21 protein-coding genes are annotated in these 17706 nt (G+C 63.0%); 18 read left to right on the forward strand and 3 right to left on the reverse strand.

The genetic code is table 11. The annotated features are described in order from the left end of the window. Window positions 1-318: 318 nt before the first annotated feature. Genes rluC through sppA form a run of 3 tightly spaced genes read left to right on the forward strand, consistent with a single transcriptional unit; the run spans window position 319 to window position 2949 of the window. Window positions 319-1275, forward strand: coding sequence for a 23S rRNA pseudouridine(955/2504/2580) synthase RluC (rluC, locus tag ACIPK7_RS26620; RefSeq protein WP_401091223.1), 957 nt, complete (start codon window positions 319-321; stop codon window positions 1273-1275). Next, window positions 1268-1954 carry an HAD-IA family hydrolase gene (locus ACIPK7_RS26625; protein ID WP_192430133.1) on the forward strand — a complete coding sequence of 229 codons (687 nt, stop codon included), beginning with the start codon at window positions 1268-1270 and terminating at the stop codon, window positions 1952-1954. Before rluC ends, ACIPK7_RS26625 begins: the two co-directional genes overlap by 8 nt. Further along, window positions 1954-2949 (forward strand): signal peptide peptidase SppA, encoded by a 996-nt coding sequence (sppA, locus tag ACIPK7_RS26630; protein ID WP_192430132.1) that lies wholly within the window; start codon window positions 1954-1956, stop codon window positions 2947-2949. The genes ACIPK7_RS26625 and sppA overlap by 1 nt, the downstream gene beginning before the upstream one ends. Before the next feature lie 70 nt (window positions 2950-3019). Here sppA and ACIPK7_RS26635 read toward each other — a convergent pair whose 3' ends face one another. Next, window positions 3020-3598, reverse strand: a complete 579-nt coding sequence (locus tag ACIPK7_RS26635; RefSeq protein WP_401091226.1) for a Maf family protein — start codon at window positions 3596-3598, stop codon at window positions 3020-3022. Between the two features lie 112 nt (window positions 3599-3710). Between ACIPK7_RS26635 and ACIPK7_RS26640 the strand changes: the two genes are divergently transcribed. From ACIPK7_RS26640 to ACIPK7_RS26700, 13 genes are all read left to right on the forward strand, one after another. Then, window positions 3711-4241 (forward strand): YceD family protein, encoded by a 531-nt coding sequence (locus tag ACIPK7_RS26640; RefSeq protein ID WP_401091228.1) that lies wholly within the window; start codon window positions 3711-3713, stop codon window positions 4239-4241. A gap of 13 nt (window positions 4242-4254) precedes the next feature. Further along, window positions 4255-4437: a 50S ribosomal protein L32 gene (gene rpmF, locus ACIPK7_RS26645; protein WP_009621425.1), complete on the forward strand. Its 183-nt coding sequence runs from the start codon at window positions 4255-4257 to the stop codon at window positions 4435-4437. A gap of 3 nt (window positions 4438-4440) precedes the next feature. After that, window positions 4441-5448, forward strand: coding sequence for a phosphate acyltransferase PlsX (gene plsX, locus ACIPK7_RS26650; protein ID WP_401091230.1), 1008 nt, complete (start codon window positions 4441-4443; stop codon window positions 5446-5448). Between the two features lie 276 nt (window positions 5449-5724). Continuing rightward, window positions 5725-6663, forward strand: a complete 939-nt coding sequence (gene fabD, locus ACIPK7_RS26655) for an ACP S-malonyltransferase (RefSeq protein ID WP_401091232.1) — start codon at window positions 5725-5727, stop codon at window positions 6661-6663. Between the two features lie 13 nt (window positions 6664-6676). Beyond that, on the forward strand, window positions 6677-7420 hold the full coding sequence (fabG, locus tag ACIPK7_RS26660; protein WP_401091234.1) for a 3-oxoacyl-ACP reductase FabG: 744 nt from the start codon (window positions 6677-6679) through the stop codon (window positions 7418-7420). Window positions 7421-7612: 192 nt separating this feature from the next. Continuing rightward, window positions 7613-7849: an acyl carrier protein gene (gene acpP, locus ACIPK7_RS26665; protein WP_401091236.1), complete on the forward strand. Its 237-nt coding sequence runs from the start codon at window positions 7613-7615 to the stop codon at window positions 7847-7849. Between the two features lie 118 nt (window positions 7850-7967). Further along, the gene (fabF, locus tag ACIPK7_RS26670; RefSeq protein WP_192430126.1) at window positions 7968-9212 is read left to right on the forward strand and encodes a beta-ketoacyl-ACP synthase II; all 1245 of its coding nucleotides are present in this window, start codon (window positions 7968-7970) and stop codon (window positions 9210-9212) included. Further along, window positions 9212-10027 (forward strand): aminodeoxychorismate lyase, encoded by an 816-nt coding sequence (gene pabC, locus ACIPK7_RS26675; protein WP_401091238.1) that lies wholly within the window; start codon window positions 9212-9214, stop codon window positions 10025-10027. Before fabF ends, pabC begins: the two co-directional genes overlap by 1 nt. A gap of 6 nt (window positions 10028-10033) precedes the next feature. After that, window positions 10034-11128: an endolytic transglycosylase MltG gene (mltG, locus tag ACIPK7_RS26680; RefSeq protein ID WP_401091256.1), complete on the forward strand. Its 1095-nt coding sequence runs from the start codon at window positions 10034-10036 to the stop codon at window positions 11126-11128. Window positions 11129-11153: 25 nt separating this feature from the next. Continuing rightward, window positions 11154-11786, forward strand: a complete 633-nt coding sequence (gene tmk, locus ACIPK7_RS26685; RefSeq protein ID WP_401091240.1) for a dTMP kinase — start codon at window positions 11154-11156, stop codon at window positions 11784-11786. Beyond that, a complete protein-coding gene (locus ACIPK7_RS26690; RefSeq protein ID WP_401091242.1) occupies window positions 11779-12765 on the forward strand; it encodes a DNA polymerase III subunit delta' in 987 nt (328 codons plus the stop codon). Before tmk ends, ACIPK7_RS26690 begins: the two co-directional genes overlap by 8 nt. 36 nt (window positions 12766-12801) lie before the next feature. Further along, on the forward strand, window positions 12802-13158 hold the full coding sequence (locus tag ACIPK7_RS26695; protein WP_009621447.1) for a PilZ domain-containing protein: 357 nt from the start codon (window positions 12802-12804) through the stop codon (window positions 13156-13158). A gap of 73 nt (window positions 13159-13231) precedes the next feature. Beyond that, entirely contained in the window at window positions 13232-14008 is a 777-nt protein-coding gene (locus tag ACIPK7_RS26700; RefSeq protein WP_401091244.1) for a TatD family hydrolase, read from the forward strand. Between the two features lie 264 nt (window positions 14009-14272). On the opposite strand, the gene ACIPK7_RS26705 is transcribed toward ACIPK7_RS26700, so the two are convergent. Then, window positions 14273-15406, reverse strand: coding sequence for an aminotransferase class V-fold PLP-dependent enzyme (locus ACIPK7_RS26705; RefSeq protein WP_192430121.1), 1134 nt, complete (start codon window positions 15404-15406; stop codon window positions 14273-14275). Window positions 15407-15490: 84 nt separating this feature from the next. Between ACIPK7_RS26705 and ACIPK7_RS26710 the strand changes: the two genes are divergently transcribed. Both ACIPK7_RS26710 and ACIPK7_RS26715 read left to right on the forward strand, forming a co-directional pair. Next, window positions 15491-16129: a TetR/AcrR family transcriptional regulator gene (locus tag ACIPK7_RS26710; protein WP_017517621.1), complete on the forward strand. Its 639-nt coding sequence runs from the start codon at window positions 15491-15493 to the stop codon at window positions 16127-16129. A gap of 94 nt (window positions 16130-16223) precedes the next feature. Further along, a complete protein-coding gene (locus ACIPK7_RS26715; protein WP_401091247.1) occupies window positions 16224-17192 on the forward strand; it encodes a GTP 3',8-cyclase MoaA in 969 nt (322 codons plus the stop codon). Between the two features lie 144 nt (window positions 17193-17336). Here the strand turns inward: ACIPK7_RS26715 and ACIPK7_RS26720 are convergent. Beyond that, on the reverse strand, window positions 17337-17706 hold a 370-nt coding region (locus ACIPK7_RS26720; RefSeq protein WP_401091249.1), incomplete at its 5' end, for an IS3 family transposase.

Below are 17706 nucleotides of genomic sequence, written 5' to 3' on the forward strand. Positions count from 1 at the left end.
GCATCTCCACCCTGCACATTTCCCTAAGAGCCGGGTGCCACTCGCTGAATCCGGGAGCGGGGTTGGCTTTTATCACGGCGACATTGGCTGCCGTGGTCATGTCTGAAGGCCTGGGTTTCGAGGCGCTGTCGGCGCGAGAGTCGCTCGGGCCGTTGCAACGCTTCCGGGGACTGCCTCGTGTCCATTCAATGTGTTTGCAGGCGGTTGGGGATGGCGATTACGCGATCATCCGCAGGCCTGGCCACTTTTGGCGGCCTCCCGAATATAGCAGCAATGATTAAGTGCTTCAATTGAATGAAAAATTGTTATCATGTACGGATGACAAATCCCGCCCCTCCGACTTCCGGCGTCCAGCTGCTTGAAGTCGCGCCGGAGTATGCCGGCCAACGAATCGACAATTTCCTCCGTACTCAGCTCAAGGGCGTGCCCAAGACGCTGATCTATCGCATCCTGCGCAAGGGCGAAGTCCGGGTGAATAAAGGACGCATCAAACCCGAGTACAAGCTCCAGGTGGGCGATGTGATACGCGTTCCGCCGCTGCGTCTGGCTGAACGCGACGAGCCGGTGCCGTTGGCCCAGGGCCTGCTGGAGCGGCTGGAAGCCGCCATCGTCTACGAAGACAAGGCGCTGATCGTGGTGAACAAGCCCACCGGAATCGCTGTCCATGGCGGCAGCGGTCTGATCTACGGCGTTATCGAGGCGTTCCGCCAGCTGCGGCCGGAGTGCAAAGACCTAGAGCTGGTGCATCGTTTGGATCGCGATACTTCCGGCCTGTTGATGATTGCCAAGAAGCGCAGCATGTTGCGCCATCTGCACGACGCCCTGCGTGGCGAGCGCATCGTGGATAAGCGCTACCACGCCCTGGTACGCGGCAACTGGCCGGCGGCTAAGAAACAGATCGCCGTGCCGCTGCTCAAGAACAATCTGCGCTCCGGCGAGCGCGTGGTGGAAGTGAATCCAGAAGGCAAGGAAGCGCTGACCGAGTTCAAGGTGCTGCGACGCTTCGGTGACTTCGCCACGCTGGTCGAGGCGCGTCCGATCACCGGTCGCACTCACCAGATCCGTGTGCACGCCAAGCACGCTGGCCATTCCATTGCCGGCGACCCCAAGTACGGCGACGAGGATTTCTCCCGCGAAATCCGCGAGCTGGGCGGCAAGCGTCTGTTCCTGCACTCGGCCTACCTGCGCGTACCGTTGCCTGATGGCGGTGTGCTGGAGCTCGAAGCGCCGGTGGACGAAGTCTGGCTGCGCACCGTGGAGCGCCTGGATGCGTGAGTATTCCCTGCTGATCTTCGATTGGGATGGCACGCTGGTGGATTCCATCGGTCGTATCGTCGAGGCAATGCGAGTGGCGGCGGTGGGCTCCGGTCTTCCGGAGCGCAGCGATGCGGCGATCAAGGGCATCATCGGCCTGGGCCTGCCGGAAGCTATCCAGACGCTGTACCCGGAGGTAGAGGATGGCGAGCCGCTTGATCGCTTCCGGCTTGATTACGGAAGCCACTACCTGAGCCTGGAAGTGCAGCCTTCGCCGCTGTTCCCGGGCGTGGCTGAGGCGATGGCGGAATTTCGCAGCGCCGGTTACCAGTTGGCGGTCGCTACCGGGAAGAATCGTCGCGGGCTGGATCGCGTGCTGGCGGGGCAAGGTTGGACGAATTTCTTCGATATCACCCGCGCCGCCGATGAATCGGCGAGCAAGCCGGACCCGCGCATGCTGCACGAGATTCTCGAGCATTGCCGGGCCGACGCGCGTGATGCGCTGATGGTGGGCGATTCGCCTTTCGATCTGGAAATGGCGCGCCGCGCCGGCATGGATTCGGTGGCGGTGGGCTATGGTGCTCAGTCGCTGGAGATCCTTCGGGAGTATGCTCCGGCGCTGGAAGTGAATCATTTCAACGAATTGCGCGCCTGGCTCGCCGGGCGTTCGGTCAAACCGGTGCTCGAGGTAGGCAACTGATGTCGGATGAATGGAAGGCGGACGATAGCAAGGCTGCGCAAACCACGGCGGGTAACGACAAGAGCTGGAAGTTGCTGGAGAAGGCCGTGCTGGCTGGCGTCCAGGAACAGCGCCGGTCCCGTCGCTGGGGTATCTTCTTCAAATTGCTGACATTCGTTTATCTGTTCGGCGCGTTGGCGCTGTTCAGCCCCTTCGGTGGTTTGTCCAAATCCGCATCGCGCAGTGCCAGCCATACAGCACTGATCGAAGTGAAAGGCATGATCGCCGACAATGAGTCGGCCAGTGCCGACAACATCGTTGGCGCGCTGCGTTCCGCGTTCGAGGATACCGGCACCAAGGGCATCGTTTTGCGTATCAACAGCCCGGGTGGCAGCCCGGTGCAGTCCGGCTATGTCTACGATGAAATCAAGCGCCTGCGCGGTGAGCATCCGGATATCAAGGTCTACGCGGTCATCAGCGACCTGGGGGCTTCGGGTGCCTATTACATCGCCAGCGCGGCCGACGAGATCTACGCGGATAAGGCCAGCCTGGTCGGTTCCATCGGTGTGACGGCGGCGACCTTCGGTTTCGTCGGCACCATGGAAAAGCTGGGTGTGGATCGTCGCATCTATACCTCGGGCGAGCACAAGGCGTTCCTCGATCCGTTCCAGCCGCAGAAGGCGGATGAAACCGCCTTCTGGCAGCGGGTGCTGGATACCACTCACAAGCAATTCATCGATGTGGTGAAGAAGGGGCGTGGCAATCGCCTGAAGGACAAGGACCATCCCGAGCTGTTCTCCGGCCTGATCTGGTCCGGCGAGCAGGCACTGCAACTAGGTCTGATCGACGGTCTGGGCAGCTCCAGCTACGTGGCGCGCGAGATCATCAAGGAAAAGGAAATCGTGGACTACACCGTCCAGGAAACGGCCTTCGACCGCTTCACCAAGAAGCTGGGCGCGAGCGTCGCCGAGCGCATGGCGATGTGGATGGGCTGGCAGGGTCCAGTCCTGCGCTGAGTGCGCTTCCTTATATAAGGAAGGAAAAGGCTCGGCGATTGCCGGGCCTTTTCGTTTCAGGCTTTCCAGGTCAGGGGATTTGTACCTGTTCGGCAAGCAGCATATCCACCAGGCGAATAAGCGGCAGGCCGACCAGGCTGGTGGCGTCTTCGCCTTCGGTGGAGCGGAACAGGCTGACGCCCAGGCCTTCGGCCTTGAAGCTGCCGGCGCAGTCGAAGGGTTGTTCGGCTTCCAGGTAGCGGCGAATGCGTGCTTCGTCGAGGTCACGGAAGTGCACGGTGAAAGGCACGCAATCGATTTGGGTTTCGCCGCTCTGGCTATTGAACAGGCAGAGTCCGGTGAGGAAGCTGACGCTCTTGCCGCTGGCGTCCTGCAGTTGCTCGGTCGCGCGCTCGATGCCATGGGGCTTGCCGAGGATCCGGTCGCCGTTTACCGCGGCTTGATCGGAGCCGATGATCAGGTGGGCGGGGTAGCGCTGGGCCAGGGCGCGGGCTTTGCTTTGCGCCAGTCGGCGTACCAGTTGGTCGGCGCTCTCGCCGGGCAGCGGGGTTTCGTCGATGTCGGGGCTGGCGCATTCGAACGGCAGGCGCAGGCGCTGCAGCAATTCGCGGCGGTAAGGCGAGCTGGAAGCAAGGATCAGGGGCAGCATGGAGAATTCCTTCGGAGCGTCACCGCGATTCTAGCGAAAAGGGCTGTCCATACAGCGGTTTATGGCTAATTTCCTTTGACAGCTTCGGGTGCATCCCTATAATGGCGCGCTTATGTTGAATGGACCGATACCACCTCACGTTGATCCGCGCAAATTGGTAGAGCGCGCCGCCACCCTCGAGGGTGTGCTGCCGATCGCCAAGATGGCACGTCTCAGCGAGCAATTGACCAGCAGTGATGGCGATGTTCACGCGAAGTTTTCCTTCTTCCGTGATCAGCAGAAACTGGCGGTCATGCACGTCGAGCTCAATGGCGAGGTGAGCATGGTATGCCAGCGCTGTCTCGAGCCGGCCAAATTCCAGGTGGGTGGTGAGTATGATTACGTCATCATCCCGGAAGGCAAGTCGATCGATGATCTGCCCAGTGGCTACGATGCGTTGGAAGTGGGGGATGACCCCATCGACCTGACCTCGCTGGCTGAGGACGAGTTGCTGCTCGCCTTGCCCATCGTGCCGGTCCATGACCCTGAGGATTGCCAGCAGCCGGTGGGATACGCTACAGCGCCCGAACCGAGCGAGAACGTCGAAGAGCGGCCCAATCCGTTCAGCGTACTGGCGCAGTTGAAGCGTGACCCAAACGTTTAGGAGTTAATCAATCATGGCTGTTCAGCAGAACAAAAAATCCCGTTCCGCTCGTGACATGCGTCGTTCGCACGATGCCCTGGACGCGAACGCTCTGTCCGTGGAAAAGAGCACCGGTGAAGTTCACCTGCGCCACCACGTCTCCCCGGACGGTTTCTATCGCGGCCGCAAGGTCGTAGACAAAGGCTCTGACGAGTAATCTTTGTCCGCACCAATCATCGCGATTGATGCAATGGGTGGGGACTATGGTCCCCACTGCATTGTTCCGGCCTGCATTTCCTTTCTGGCCGAATATGCTTCCCTCCAGCTGGTCCTCGTCGGCCAGGCTTCTCTGATAGAAGAACACATGCGCGGTCTTTCTCCGGTCGAGCGCCAGCGTCTTCATGTCCACCACGCCAGCGAAATCGTCACGATGGACGAGCGTCCGTCCCAGGCGTTGCGTGGCAAGCCCGATTCCTCCATGCGTGTTGCCCTCGAACTGGTTCGTGATGGCAAGGCCCATGCCTGCGTCAGCGCCGGTAATACCGGTGCGTTGATGGCGCTATCCCGTTACCTGCTCAAGACGTTGCCCGGCATCGACCGCCCGGCGATGGTGACAGCCGTGCCGACGCAGACCGGCCACTGCCATCTGCTCGACCTGGGCGCCAACGTTGATTGCAGTGCCGAGCATCTCTATCAGTTTGCCGTCATGGGTGCCGTGGCGGCGGAAGCGCTGGGCAAGAGCAATCCGTGCGTAGCGTTGTTGAATGTCGGCACCGAAGACATTAAGGGCAACCAGCAGGTGAAGCTGGCGGCCAGTCTGCTGCAGCAGGCGCAGGGTTTGAACTACATCGGCTATATCGAAGGCGACGGCCTGTATCGCGGGCTGGCCGATGTAGTGGTGTGCGACGGTTTCGTCGGCAATATCCTGCTCAAGTCCAGCGAGGGCTTGGCGGCTATGGTCGCGGCGCGCCTGGAAGAATTGTTCAACTCCAGCCTGCCGGCCAAGGCGGTCGGCCTGATGGCGATGCCTTTCCTGCGCCGGCTGCGTGGCGACCTCACGCCGTCACAACACAATGGCGCGAGTTTCCTCGGTTTGCAGGGCATCGTGGTGAAGAGTCACGGCAGTGCGAAGGAGGAGGGCATCCAGAGCGCATTGCGGCGCGCGCTGCTGGAAGTTCGTGAGAATCTGCCCCAGCGGCTGCATGGCCGTCTGGAACATCTGCTCTGATAGGGTCTGTTAACGTTTCGACGCGGCCGCGACGGCGCCGCATTTTGCGCAGAGTTAGGCGCGAGGAGTGTGGTTTGGTCATTCCAAATGAACGACGAGTAACGACGCTCTGCGCAAAATGCGGCCCGTCCCTTCGGGTTGCGCGGCTCGCGGCGAAACGTTAACAGACCCTAATGTGACCGCGATCGTCAGACCGTCATCCAACTGTCAGTTCAATGCGCCAGGCTCTCGCCGGCGCTATCCATTTGACGACACAGACAAAAGGGACCTGTTGCAATGTCCGCATCCCTCGCCTTCGTATTCCCTGGCCAAGGTTCACAGTCGCTCGGCATGCTCGCCGAGCTGGGCGCACAACAAGCCGTTGTCCGCGACACCTTTGCCGAAGCCTCCGCTGCCCTGGGTTATGACCTCTGGGCCCTGGTCCAGGAGGGGCCGGAAGAGCGCCTGAACCAGACCGACAAGACCCAGCCCGCGATCCTCACCGCCTCCATCGCCCTGTGGCGCCTGTGGCAGGCCGAAGGTGGCGCGCAGCCGGCTTATGTCGCCGGCCATAGCCTGGGTGAGTACTCCGCGCTGGTCGCTGCTGGCAGCCTGGCCTTTGCCGATGCGGTGAGACTGGTCGAGCGTCGCGGTCAACTGATGCAGGAGGCCGTCCCCGCCGGTACCGGCGGCATGGCTGCCATCCTCGGCCTGGAAGATGCCGACGTGCTCGCGGCCTGCGCTGAAGCGGCCCAGGGCGAAGTGGTCAGTGCGGTGAATTTCAACGCCCCCGGCCAGGTGGTGATCGCCGGTGCGGCCAAGGCCGTCGAGCGCGCCATCGAAGGCTGCAAGGCGCGTGGCGCCAAGCGTGCCGTCGCGCTGCCGGTCAGCGTGCCGTCGCATTGCGAGCTGATGCGTCCGGCCGCCGAGCGCTTCGCCGAGGCGGTCGAGGCAGTGCAGTGGCAGATGCCGCAGATCGCCCTGGTGCAGAACGTCACCGCCCAGGTTCCGGCCGATCTGGCCGCGCTCAAGCGCGACCTGCTGGCGCAGTTGTATAGTCCGGTCCGCTGGGTCGAGAGCGTGCAGCTGCTGGCCGAGAAGGGCGTCACCGACCTGGTCGAGTGCGGCCCGGGCAAGGTGCTGGCTGGTTTGAACAAGCGTTGCGCCAAGGGCGTGACTACCCACAACCTGGATTCCGCGGACGCCTTCGGCGCGGCCCGCGCGGCTCTGGCTTGAACAGGAGATAAGCATGAGTCTGCAAGGTAAGGTTGCCCTGGTTACCGGCGCGAGCCGTGGTATTGGCCAGGCTATCGCGCTGGAACTGGGTCGCCTGGGCGCCACCGTGGTCGGCACCGCTACCAGCGAGTCCGGCGCGCAGAAGATTTCCGCGTACCTCAAGGAAAACGGCATCCAGGGTTCGGGCATGGTCCTCGACGTATCCAACGACGAGTCCGTGACCGCCGTTGTCGAAGCCATCCAGAAGGAATCCGGCGCACCAGCTATCGTCGTCAATAACGCAGGTATCACCCGCGATAACCTGCTGATGCGTATGAAAGACGACGAGTGGTTCGATGTGGTCAACACCAACCTCAACAGCCTCTACCGTCTGTCGAAAGCCGTCCTGCGCGGCATGACCAAGGCGCGCTGGGGTCGCATCATCAATATCGGCTCCGTGGTCGGTGCCATGGGCAACGCCGGGCAGACCAACTACGCCGCTGCCAAGGCCGGCCTGGAAGGCTTCACCCGCGCCCTGGCGCGTGAAGTCGGTTCCCGTGCTATCACTGTCAACGCGGTTGCTCCGGGCTTCATCGACACCGACATGACTCGCGAACTGCCCGAGGCCCAGCGTGAAGCGCTGCTCGGCCAGATTCCGCTGGGTCGACTGGGACAAGCCGAAGAGATCGCCAAAGTGGTAGCATTCCTCGCTTCCGAGGGCGCAGCTTATGTAACGGGTGCCACGGTACCGGTGAATGGCGGAATGTACATGAGCTGATGTGACGAGTTCCTTCGTGGCGATGTCATATGCGCTGTCTAAAATTCTCCAAGCGTTGTGACGCTGGAATAGACAGAGCATCTGGATTGCCGGGAAGGGGCGTCAGCGTTCAGCTTGAAATGCAGAAAACCCTTTCTATACACTTACCCGCAGCCCAGCTGTACGGATTGTCCATAGGAGTGAAAACAAGGTATGAGCACCATCGAAGAACGCGTCAAGAAGATTGTTGCTGAGCAACTCGGTGTTAAGGAAGAAGAAGTCACCAACAGCGCTTCCTTCGTTGAAGACCTGGGCGCCGACTCCCTTGACACCGTTGAGCTGGTGATGGCTCTGGAAGAGGAATTCGAGACCGAAATCCCCGACGAGCAAGCCGAAAAGATCACCACCGTTCAGGAAGCCATCGACTACATCGTTGCCCACCAGGTATAAGACGTAGTCGTCGGTTCCCCGACGAAAGAAGCCGCACGGCCTGCAAAGGCGTGCGGCTTTTCTTTAACGCCGGCACCAGCCGGCGTTATTGCCGTGAAATACATGAGAGGAAGTCACAGTGTCGCGTAGACGCGTAGTCATCACTGGCATGGGTATGTTGTCGCCCCTGGGTGTGGATGTGCCGAGCAGTTGGGAAGGCATTCTCGCCGGGCGCAGCGGTATCGCCCCGATCGAACACATGGATCTGTCCGCCTTTGCCACCCGTTTCGGCGGCTCGGTGAAAGGGTTCGACGTTGAGCAATACATGTCCGCCAAGGAAGCTCGCAAACTCGACCTGTTCATCCAGTACGGCCTCGCCGCCAGCTATCAGGCGGTGCGCGATTCCGGCCTGGAAGTCACCGACGCCAACCGGGAGCGCATCGGTGTTGCCATCGGTTCGGGCATTGGCGGCCTGACCAACATCGAAAACACCTGTCGTTCGCTGTTCGAGCAGGGCCCGCGGCGCATCTCGCCGTTCTTCGTGCCTGGCTCGGTCATCAACATGGTTTCCGGGTTCCTGTCGATCAACCTTGGCCTGCAGGGCCCCAACTACGCCATCACCACCGCTTGCACCACCGGCACCCACAACATCGGCATGGCCGCGCGCAACATCGCCTACGGCGATGCGGACGTGATGGTCGCCGGCGGGTCCGAAATGGCCGCCTGTGGTCTTGGCCTGGGCGGCTTTGGCGCCGCTCGCGCGCTGTCCACCCGCAACGACGACCCGACCCGGGCAAGCCGTCCGTGGGACCAGGACCGCGACGGCTTCGTGCTCTCCGACGGCGCCGGTGCGCTCGTGCTGGAAGAGCTGGAGCACGCCAAGGCCCGTGGCGCGCGTATCTACGCCGAGGTCGTCGGCTTCGGTATGAGCGGCGACGCCTTCCATATGACCGCTCCGCCGGAAGACGGCGCCGGCGCTGCCCGCTGCATGAAAGCCGCGCTGCGTGATGCCGGGCTGAACCCCGGGCAGGTCGATTACATCAACGCCCATGGCACCTCGACGCCGGCCGGCGACATCGCGGAAATTGCCGCGGTGAAATCGATCTTCGGCGACCACGCCTACCAGCTGTCGATGAGCTCCACCAAGTCCATGACCGGCCACCTGCTGGGCGCTGCCGGTGCGGTCGAGGCGATCTTCTGCGTGCTCGCGCTGCGTGATCAGGTGGCTCCGCCGACCATCAACCTGGACAACCCCAGCGAAGGCTGCGACCTCGACCTGGTTGCCCATCAGGCCAAGGAGCGTCCGATCGACGTCGCCCTGTCCAACTCCTTCGGCTTCGGTGGCACCAACGGCTCCCTGGTATTCCGCCGGTTCCACGGCTGATGCTGAGCTGGATCGACGGCCAGAGCGCCGAGGCCCTGTCCGCGCGTGATCGCGGGCTGGCCTACGGTGACGGGCTGTTCGAGACCATCCGCGTGTCCGCAGGTCGTCCGCGCCTGCTGGCACGCCATCGGGCGAGGTTGGAGGAGGGCGTTCGGCGCCTGTGCCTGCCGGTTTCGCTCGATCTCATCGAAGACGAACTCCTGCGGTTTTCCGCCCAGCTCGGCGATGGCGTCGCCAAGCTGATGCTGACCCGTGGCGAAGGCGCGCGTGGCTATGCCCCGCAGGCCGATGCGCAGGTGCGCCGTGTGTTGCTGGCCTCGCCCGCGCCGGCCTACCCGGCGAAGAACCGCGAGGAGGGCGTCATGCTCTTCCCCTGCGCCACCCGCTTGGCCGAACAGCCATTGCTCGCCGGCCTCAAGCACCTCAATCGCCTGGAACAGGTCCTGGCTCGCGCCGAATGGAGCGACCCGGCCTTCGCCGAAGGATTGATGCGCGATGTTTCCGGGCGGATCGTCGAGGGCGTGTTCAGCAACCTGTTCCTGGTGAAGCAGGGCGCACTGATCACCGCCGAGCTCAGCCGCTGTGGCGTCGCTGGTGTGATGCGTGCCGAAATCATCGAGCGCGCCAGCGATCTGGGGTTGCCGGTCATCGTCCGTGATGTAGAGCACGGCGAACTGGCGCAGGCCGATGAGGTCTTTCTCTGCAACAGTCTCTACGGTATCTGGCCGGTGTGCGGCATTGCCGAGCACGCTTGGCCGGTCGGGCCCCTGACCCGTAAACTGCGGGGCCAACTCCGCGAACTTCTGGATTCCTGATACGTGATGCGCAAATTGCTGGTGCTGCTGGAAGGCGGCCTGCTGCTGGCCGGGCTCGTGCTGGGCCTGGCGGCCTGGGAGCAGCACCGTGCGCTGCAGCAGCCGCTCCAGCTCACCGAAGAGCGACTGCTTGATGCTGCCAGCGGCGCCACCCCTGGCCGCCTGCTGACCCGCCTGGAGGACGAAGACGTCCTGCACGGAGGTTTCTGGCTGCGCCTTTACTGGCGCTTCAACCTGGCCGGTGAGGCGCTGCACAGCGGCGAATACCGCCTGACGCCTGGCATGACCGCCGCCCAGCTGCTCGATCTGTGGCGCGAAGGCGATGTGGTGCAGTACGGCCTGACCCTGGTCGAGGGCTGGAACTTCCACCAGGTGCGCGAGCTGCTCGCCCGCCAGCCCAAGCTGGAGCAGACCCTGAATGGCCTCAGCGATGCCGAGGTCATGGCGAAGCTGGGCAAGCCCGGCGTCTTCCCGGAAGGCCGCTTCTTCCCCGATACCTACCGCTTCGTCCGCGGCACCAAGGATGTGGATATCCTCAAGCACGCCTACCAGCGCATGGACAGCATCCTGGCCGAGGAGTGGGACAAGCGCGCGCAGGAGCTGCCTTACAAGGACTCCTACCAGGCCCTGATCATGGCATCGCTGGTGGAGAAGGAAACTGGCGTGCCCCAGGAGCGCGGCCAGATCGCCGGCGTCTTCGTGCGGCGCCTGCAGAAGAACATGCTGCTGCAGACCGACCCGACCGTTATCTACGGCATGGGCGAGCGCTACGCCGGCAAGATCACCCGCACCGACCTTCGCACGCCGACGCCTTACAACACCTACGTGGTCGCCGGCCTGCCGCCGACGCCCATCGCGCTGCCCGGCCGCGAGGCCATCCATGCCGCGCTCAACCCGGTGGCGGGGCAGAGCCTGTACTTCGTCGCCCGCGGCGATGGCAGCCATACCTTCTCCGACAACCTCGACGACCACAACAAGGCCGTCCAGGAGTTCCAGATCAAGCGTCGCGCCGACTACCGTTCCAGCCCGGCGCCCGTTCCGCTGCCGACGCCAATACCCGACGCAGACGCTCCCGCCGCAGATTCTCCTGCAGCGCAGTAGCCCGACAACACAAGGAGTGAGCCGAGTGACCGGCCTGTTCATCACCCTGGAAGGCCCCGAAGGCGCGGGCAAGAGCACCAACCGCGAGTACCTGGCCGAGCGCCTGCGCGAGCGTGGCATCGAGGTCCAGCTGACCCGCGAGCCCGGCGGCACGCCGCTGGCCGAGCGTATCCGCGAGCTGCTGCTGGACCCCAGCGATGAAAAAATGGCGGTGGATACCGAACTGTTGCTGGTCTTCGCTGCTCGTGCGCAGCACATAGCCCAGGTGATCCGCCCGGCACTCGAGCGGGGCGCCGTGGTGCTCTGCGATCGCTTCACCGATGCCACCTATGCCTACCAGGGCGGCGGTCGCGGGCTGCCGGTCGAGCGCATCGCGCAGCTGGAAAGCTTCGTCCAGGGCGGCCTGCGCCCGGACCTGACGCTGGTCTTCGACCTGCCAGTGGAAATCGGCCTGTCCCGCGCGGCCGCCCGTGGTCGCCTGGATCGTTTCGAGCAGGAGGGCCGTACCTTCTTCGACGCGGTGCGCAACACCTATCTGGCTCGCGCCCGTGCCGAGCCGGCGCGCTATCACATCCTCGATGCCGCGCAATCGCTGGCCGAGGTGCAGCGCGACCTGGACAAGCTGCTGCCGGCCTTGCTGGAGCGCCTCAATGGTTGACATCTACCCCTGGCAGCAGGGCCTCTGGCAGCAGCTCAGCAGCCGCCCGCAACATGCCCATGCCTATCTGCTGCATGGCCCGGCCGGTATCGGCAAGCGTGTGCTGGCGGAAAACTTCGTGCATTTCCTGCTCTGCCAGCGCCCTGAAGGCGGCAAGGCCTGTAGTCAATGCAAGGCCTGCCAGTTGCTGGCGGCCGGCACCCATCCGGATTATTTCCTGCTGGAGCCAGAAGAAGCGGAGAAGCCGATCCGGGTCGATCAGGTCCGCGAACTGGTGAACTTCGTGGTGCAGACCGCGCAGCTCGGCGGTCGCAAGGTGGTACTGCTGGAGCCAGCCGAGGCGATGAACCTCAACGCCGCCAACGCGCTGCTGAAGAGCCTCGAAGAGCCCTCGGGCGATACCGTGCTGCTGCTGATCAGCCATCAGCCCAGCCGTCTCCTGCCGACCATCAAGAGCCGCTGCGTGCAGCAGGCCTGCCCGCAGCCGACTGCCGAGCAGGCTCGCACCTGGCTGGCAGGCTCTCTGCCCGATGAGTCGGCGGAGGCGCTGGACGAATGGCTGGTACTGGCCGGCGGCTCGCCGCTGACCGCGTTGCGCCTGCAGGGCCAGGGCGTGCGCGAGCAGCGAGCACAGGTGGTGGAAGGGGTGAAGAAGCTGCTCAAGCAGCAGGTTGCCCCAGGTCAGCTGGCGGAAAGCTGGAATGCCGTACCCTTGACCCTGCTGTTCGACTGGTTCTGCGACTGGTCGCTGCTGATCCTGCGCTACCAGCTGGCCCGCGACGAAGAAGGTCTTGGGCTGACCGACATGCGCAAGGTCGTGCAGTATCTCGCCGAGAAGTCGACACAGCCGAAGGTGCTGGCGATGCAGGACTGGCTGCTGACGCAACGGCAGAAAGTCCTCAACAAAGCCAACCTCAACCGTGCCTTGCTTCTCGAAGCCTTGCTCGTACAGTGGGCAAGTCTGCCCGGGCCGGGCTAGAATCCGGCCATCGGAAAAATCTGCCAGGACAGCTGAATGAGCTTGCCACCAAATCTGGGTCCGCGTAACGGAATCCTGTCCCTGACCATCAAGGACAAGTCCGTGCTGTATGCCGCCTACATGCCGTTCATCCGCAACGGCGGGCTGTTCATTCCGACCAACAAGACCTACAAGCTGGGTGATGAGGTCTTCATGCTGCTCAACCTGATGGACGAGCCGGAGAAGATCCCGGTCGCCGGCAAGGTGGTCTGGATCACGCCGAAGGGCGCCCAGGGCAACCGTGCCGCCGGCATCGGCGTGCAGTTCAACGATGGCGACAATACCGCGCGCAACAAGATCGAGACTTACCTCGCGGGTGCGCTGAAATCGGACCGTCCGACCCATACCATGTAGAATTTGCAAGCTTTACAGGCTGCAACCACGAAGCGCCCGATCGGGCGCTTCGTCATTTCCGGAGAGTGTTTTCATGCTGGTCGATTCCCACTGCCACCTCGATCGCCTCGATCTCGCCGCCCACGACGGGTCGCTGGATGCCGCGCTGGACGCCGCCCGTGCGCGCGGCGTCAGCCAGTTCCTGTGCATCGGCGTGAGTGCGGACAACGCCAAGGCGGTGAAAGACCTGGCGGACCGCTATACCGATGTGCATTGTTCGGTGGGCGTCCACCCGCTGGACCTGGAGCCGGGCGCCGCGCCTGCGCTGGACTGGCTGCTGGGCGAGCTGAGCCACCCGCGTGTGGTGGCCATCGGCGAGACCGGCCTGGACTATCACTACGAGCCCGAAGCCGCCGAGTTGCAGCAAGAGGCCTTCCGCCTGCACCTGGAGGCAGCCAAGGTCACTGGCAAGCCGGTCATCGTGCATACCCGCGAAGCCCGCGCCGACACCTTGGCGCTGCTGCGAGAGGCAGCACTGCCGCAGGCCGGAGTGCTGCATTGCTTCACCGAAGACTGGGAAATGGCCAAGGCGGCGCTGGATATCGGCTTCTACATCTCGCTCTCGGGCATCGTCACCTTCCGCAATGCCGAGCAGCTGCGCGAAGTGGCCCGCCAGGTGCCGGTGGATCGCTTGCTGGTGGAGACCGATTCGCCCTATCTGGCGCCGGTGCCCCATCGCGGCAAGCCGAACCTGCCCGAGTACGTGCGCGAGGTCGCCGAGTACCTGGCCGTGCTGCGCGGGGTGAGCTTCGAGGCCCTGGCCGAGCAGACCACCGCCAACTTCCGCCGGCTGTTCCCGCTCGCCACCTGATTGCGTCGGCGCTGATACTTTTGTTACGCGCAAAAAAAACCCGGGTTCTGGGGGATGAATCCGGGTCAAGACCATTAGGAGTGTAACAATAAGGTACGCGATCCTCGGTACCTTCACCGGCGGGGCACTTGGGGGGAGATGCCGCGCACCGGTATCTACAAGTATTGGCCAAGATGCGGCGGCTGCCACAGGGTGCCCGGTGTTTTTTAAACGGATTTGGAATACATCACACCGGGCTGAGCAGCTTTCTCGGTCGCGCCGGCGTTATTGTGCCGCCAGCTCCCCGATCAGCCCCAGGGTTTCCTCGATGACCGCCTCGCTGGTGTAAAAGTGCGGCGAGAAGCGGATGCCGGCGCCCCGCTGGATGCATACCACTTGCTCGGCGCGCAGGCGCTCCAGCAGGCGGGTGTTGTCCCAGCCGGCGAGGCTGAATGTCAGGATGCCGGCGCGACGTGCCGGGTCCAACGGGCTGTGCAGCGAGGCGCCGTTGATACGCCCCATGCCATCCTGCAACTGCTGGACGCGCGCCTGCACCAATTCGCCCACCGTCCCCATGCCGACTTCCTCAAGCAGGCTCAGGCTTGCTTCCAGAGCCACAGCGCCCAGCATGTTCGGGCTGCCGCATTCGAAGCGTCGTGCGCTGCGGGCCGGCTGCCAGTCGGCAAGGTCGTAATTGCCGGCGTTCTCCAGCATGTGCCAGCCATATTCCTGCAGCGCCAGTTGCTCGCGCTCGGCGGCGCGGCAATAGAACACACCCAGGCCCTCCGGGCCGAGCATCCACTTGTGGCCGTCGGCCATGGCAAAGGCGCAGTCATAGGCCCGAACATCGAAGGGCAGGGCGCCCAGTTGCTGGATGGCATCGATGCAATAGAGCACGCCAAGCTGGCGGCAGCCCGCGCCAAGACGCTCCAGGTCCATGCGCAGGCCGCTGGCGTACTGCACGGCGCTGATCGACAGCAGGCGCGTGCGCGGGGTGCAGGCGGCCAGCAGGTCGCCTTCCGGGTCGTCACCGTCCAGGCTGACCTGGATGACTTCCACTCCACGTGGCTTCAGTGCTTCCCAAACGATGCGGTTGGAGGGGAATTCCTGATCGCTGATCACAACCTGGTCGCCGGCGCGCCAATCCAGGCCGAAGGCGACGAACGACAGTGCCTCGGAAGTATTCTTTACCAGTGCGATGTCGCCGGTGGTCTGGGCGTTCACCAGGCGCATCAGGCGCTCGCGCAGGCGTTTCTCGATGATCAGCCACTGCGGGTAATCGCGGGCGCCCTGCAGGATGTTCTCCTGGGCGAAGGCGGCGACAGCGTCCGCGGCGCGCCTGGGCCAGGGTGCGACGGCTGCGTGGTTCAGGTAGCGCAGGCCGGCTTGTTGGGGAAACTCGGAAGAAAAGCTAATCATGTCGGATGATCCGTGCAATTTGGCGCTGAATAGGCATAATACGCGGCTTCGAATTTTGACTATTTTTGACCGAACAGTCTTTTTATGCAGAAAGAGCCGCGCAAGGTTCGCGAATTCCGTCGTCGCGAACAGGAAATCCTCGACACCGCCCTCAAGCTGTTCCTCGAGCAGGGCGAAGACAGTGTCACGGTCGAAATGATCGCCGATGCCGTGGGTATCGGCAAAGGCACTATTTACAAGCACTTCAAGTCCAAGGCGGAAATCTACCTGCGCCTGATGCTGGACTACGAGCGCGATCTGGCCGACCTGTTCCACTCCGAAGACGTCGCCCGCGACAAGGAGCGCCTGTCGCGCGCCTACTTCGAGTTCCGCATGCGCGACCCGCAGCGCTACCGCCTGTTCGATCGCCTGGAAGAAAAGGTGGTGAAGACCAGCCAGGTCCCGGAGATGGTCGAGGAGTTGCACAAGATCCGCGAATCCAACTTCGAGCGACTGAGCCAGTTGATCAAGGAACGCATCGCGGCCGGCAAGCTGGAAGACGTGCCGGCCTACTTCCACTACTGTGCGGCTTGGGCACTGGTGCATGGCGCCGTGGCGCTGTACCACTCGCCGTTCTGGCGCGATGTGCTGGAGGATCAGGAAGGGTTCTTCCAGTTCCTCATGGACATCGGCGTGCGCATGGGCAACAAGCGCAAACGCGACGGCGATACACCGGCCGCCTGAGTCGCCATTCAGATGGCCCATCGTCGCAGTTGCGACAGGGCTTGTGGTGAGGGTGGGGATATACTTGCCTGAGTGATTCCCACCGGAGCCAAGCATGATCGTCGATCGCCAGGGCAGGCGCTTCCGCAACCTGCGGGTCAGCCTGACCGCCGCATGCAATTACGCCTGCACCTACTGTGTGCCGGACGGCAAGCGTCTGGTCGCCGCGCAGGATGAGCTCTCCGCCGATTCGCTGGTGCGTGGCGTCGCCTACCTGATTGAGGCGGCCGGCATCGAGCGGCTGCGGGTTACCGGCGGCGAACCGCTGGTCAGCCCGAAACTGGATGTCTTCCTGCACGGCGTGAGCCGCCTCGGCCTGCGGGAGATCGCCCTGACCACCAACGGCCAACTGCTTTCGAAGAAGCTGCCGCTGTTGCTCGATTGTGGTATCCGCCGCCTCAATGTGTCCCTCGATACTCTGGATGCCGACGCCTTCCGACGCATCGCCCGTGGCGGCGACCTAGCCACCGTGCTCAAGGGGCTCGAAGAGGCTCGCGCCGCGGGCCTGAAGATCAAGCTCAACATGGTGCCCCTACGCGGGCAGAATCTCGACCAGGTGGTGCCGCTGCTGGATTACTGCCTGGAGCACGGCTTCGAGCTGCGCTTCATCGAGCTGATGCGCATGGGCCACCTGGCCCGCGATCCGAACGGCTTCAACCAGCAGTTCATCGGCATGACGGAGCTGCTTGATTTGATTGGCGAGCGCCATCCCTATATTCAGGCTGATGCGCCGGTGGATGCCACCGCCATTCGCTACGAGGTACCAGGGCGGGGCTTCTTTGGCGTAATCGCCAACGAGAGCGTGCCGTTCTGCCGGACCTGTTCGCGCCTGCGCCTGTCCTCGACCGGCTGGCTGCATGGCTGTCTGTCGTCGAGCAATCGCCATTATGTCGGCGACCTGCTGGACAAGCCCCGTCACCAGGCGCTCCCGGCCCTGCAACGGCTGCTGGTGCGTGCCCTGGCGGACAAGCAAGAGGTCGCGTTCTCCGGCGGCGTCACCATCATGAAGATCATCGGTGGTTGAGGCTGCTTCCCGGGCTTCCTCTGCTAGTGCCTGATGCTCGCTGCACTCCCGCAGGAGTTTGGATACCTACCTACATATATCTAATATGATGTGGTTGGGTGTTTTAAAGTTTCTGCGTTATCTGTTTGAATCGCCCCGGCTTTCCTAGACACTTTCCAAGCTCTGGAAATAGCGTTTCTCAAACTCCACTGGCGATAGCTGCATAGCGCTGCTGTGCCGGCGTTTGGGGTTATAAAACATCTCGATGTAATCGAACACATCACTGCGAGCTTCTTCGCGAGTGGCATAGGTTTTTCGTCGGATGCGTTCGCGCTTCAGCAACTGGAAAAAGCTTTCTGCCACGGCGTTATCGTGACAGTTACCGCGTCGGCTCATGCTGCTGATCAGGTTGTTGGCCTTGAGGAAACTCTGCCAGTCCGAGCTGCTGAACTGGCTGCCCTGGTCGGAGTGGATCATCACTTCCTGCTTGGGCTTGCGTCGCCAAACCGCCATCAATAAGGCATCGATAGCTAAG

The sequence above is a fragment of the Pseudomonas sp. NPDC086581 genome (assembly GCF_044746165.1).
In the GTDB taxonomy this organism is placed as follows: Bacteria; Pseudomonadota; Gammaproteobacteria; order Pseudomonadales; family Pseudomonadaceae; genus Pseudomonas.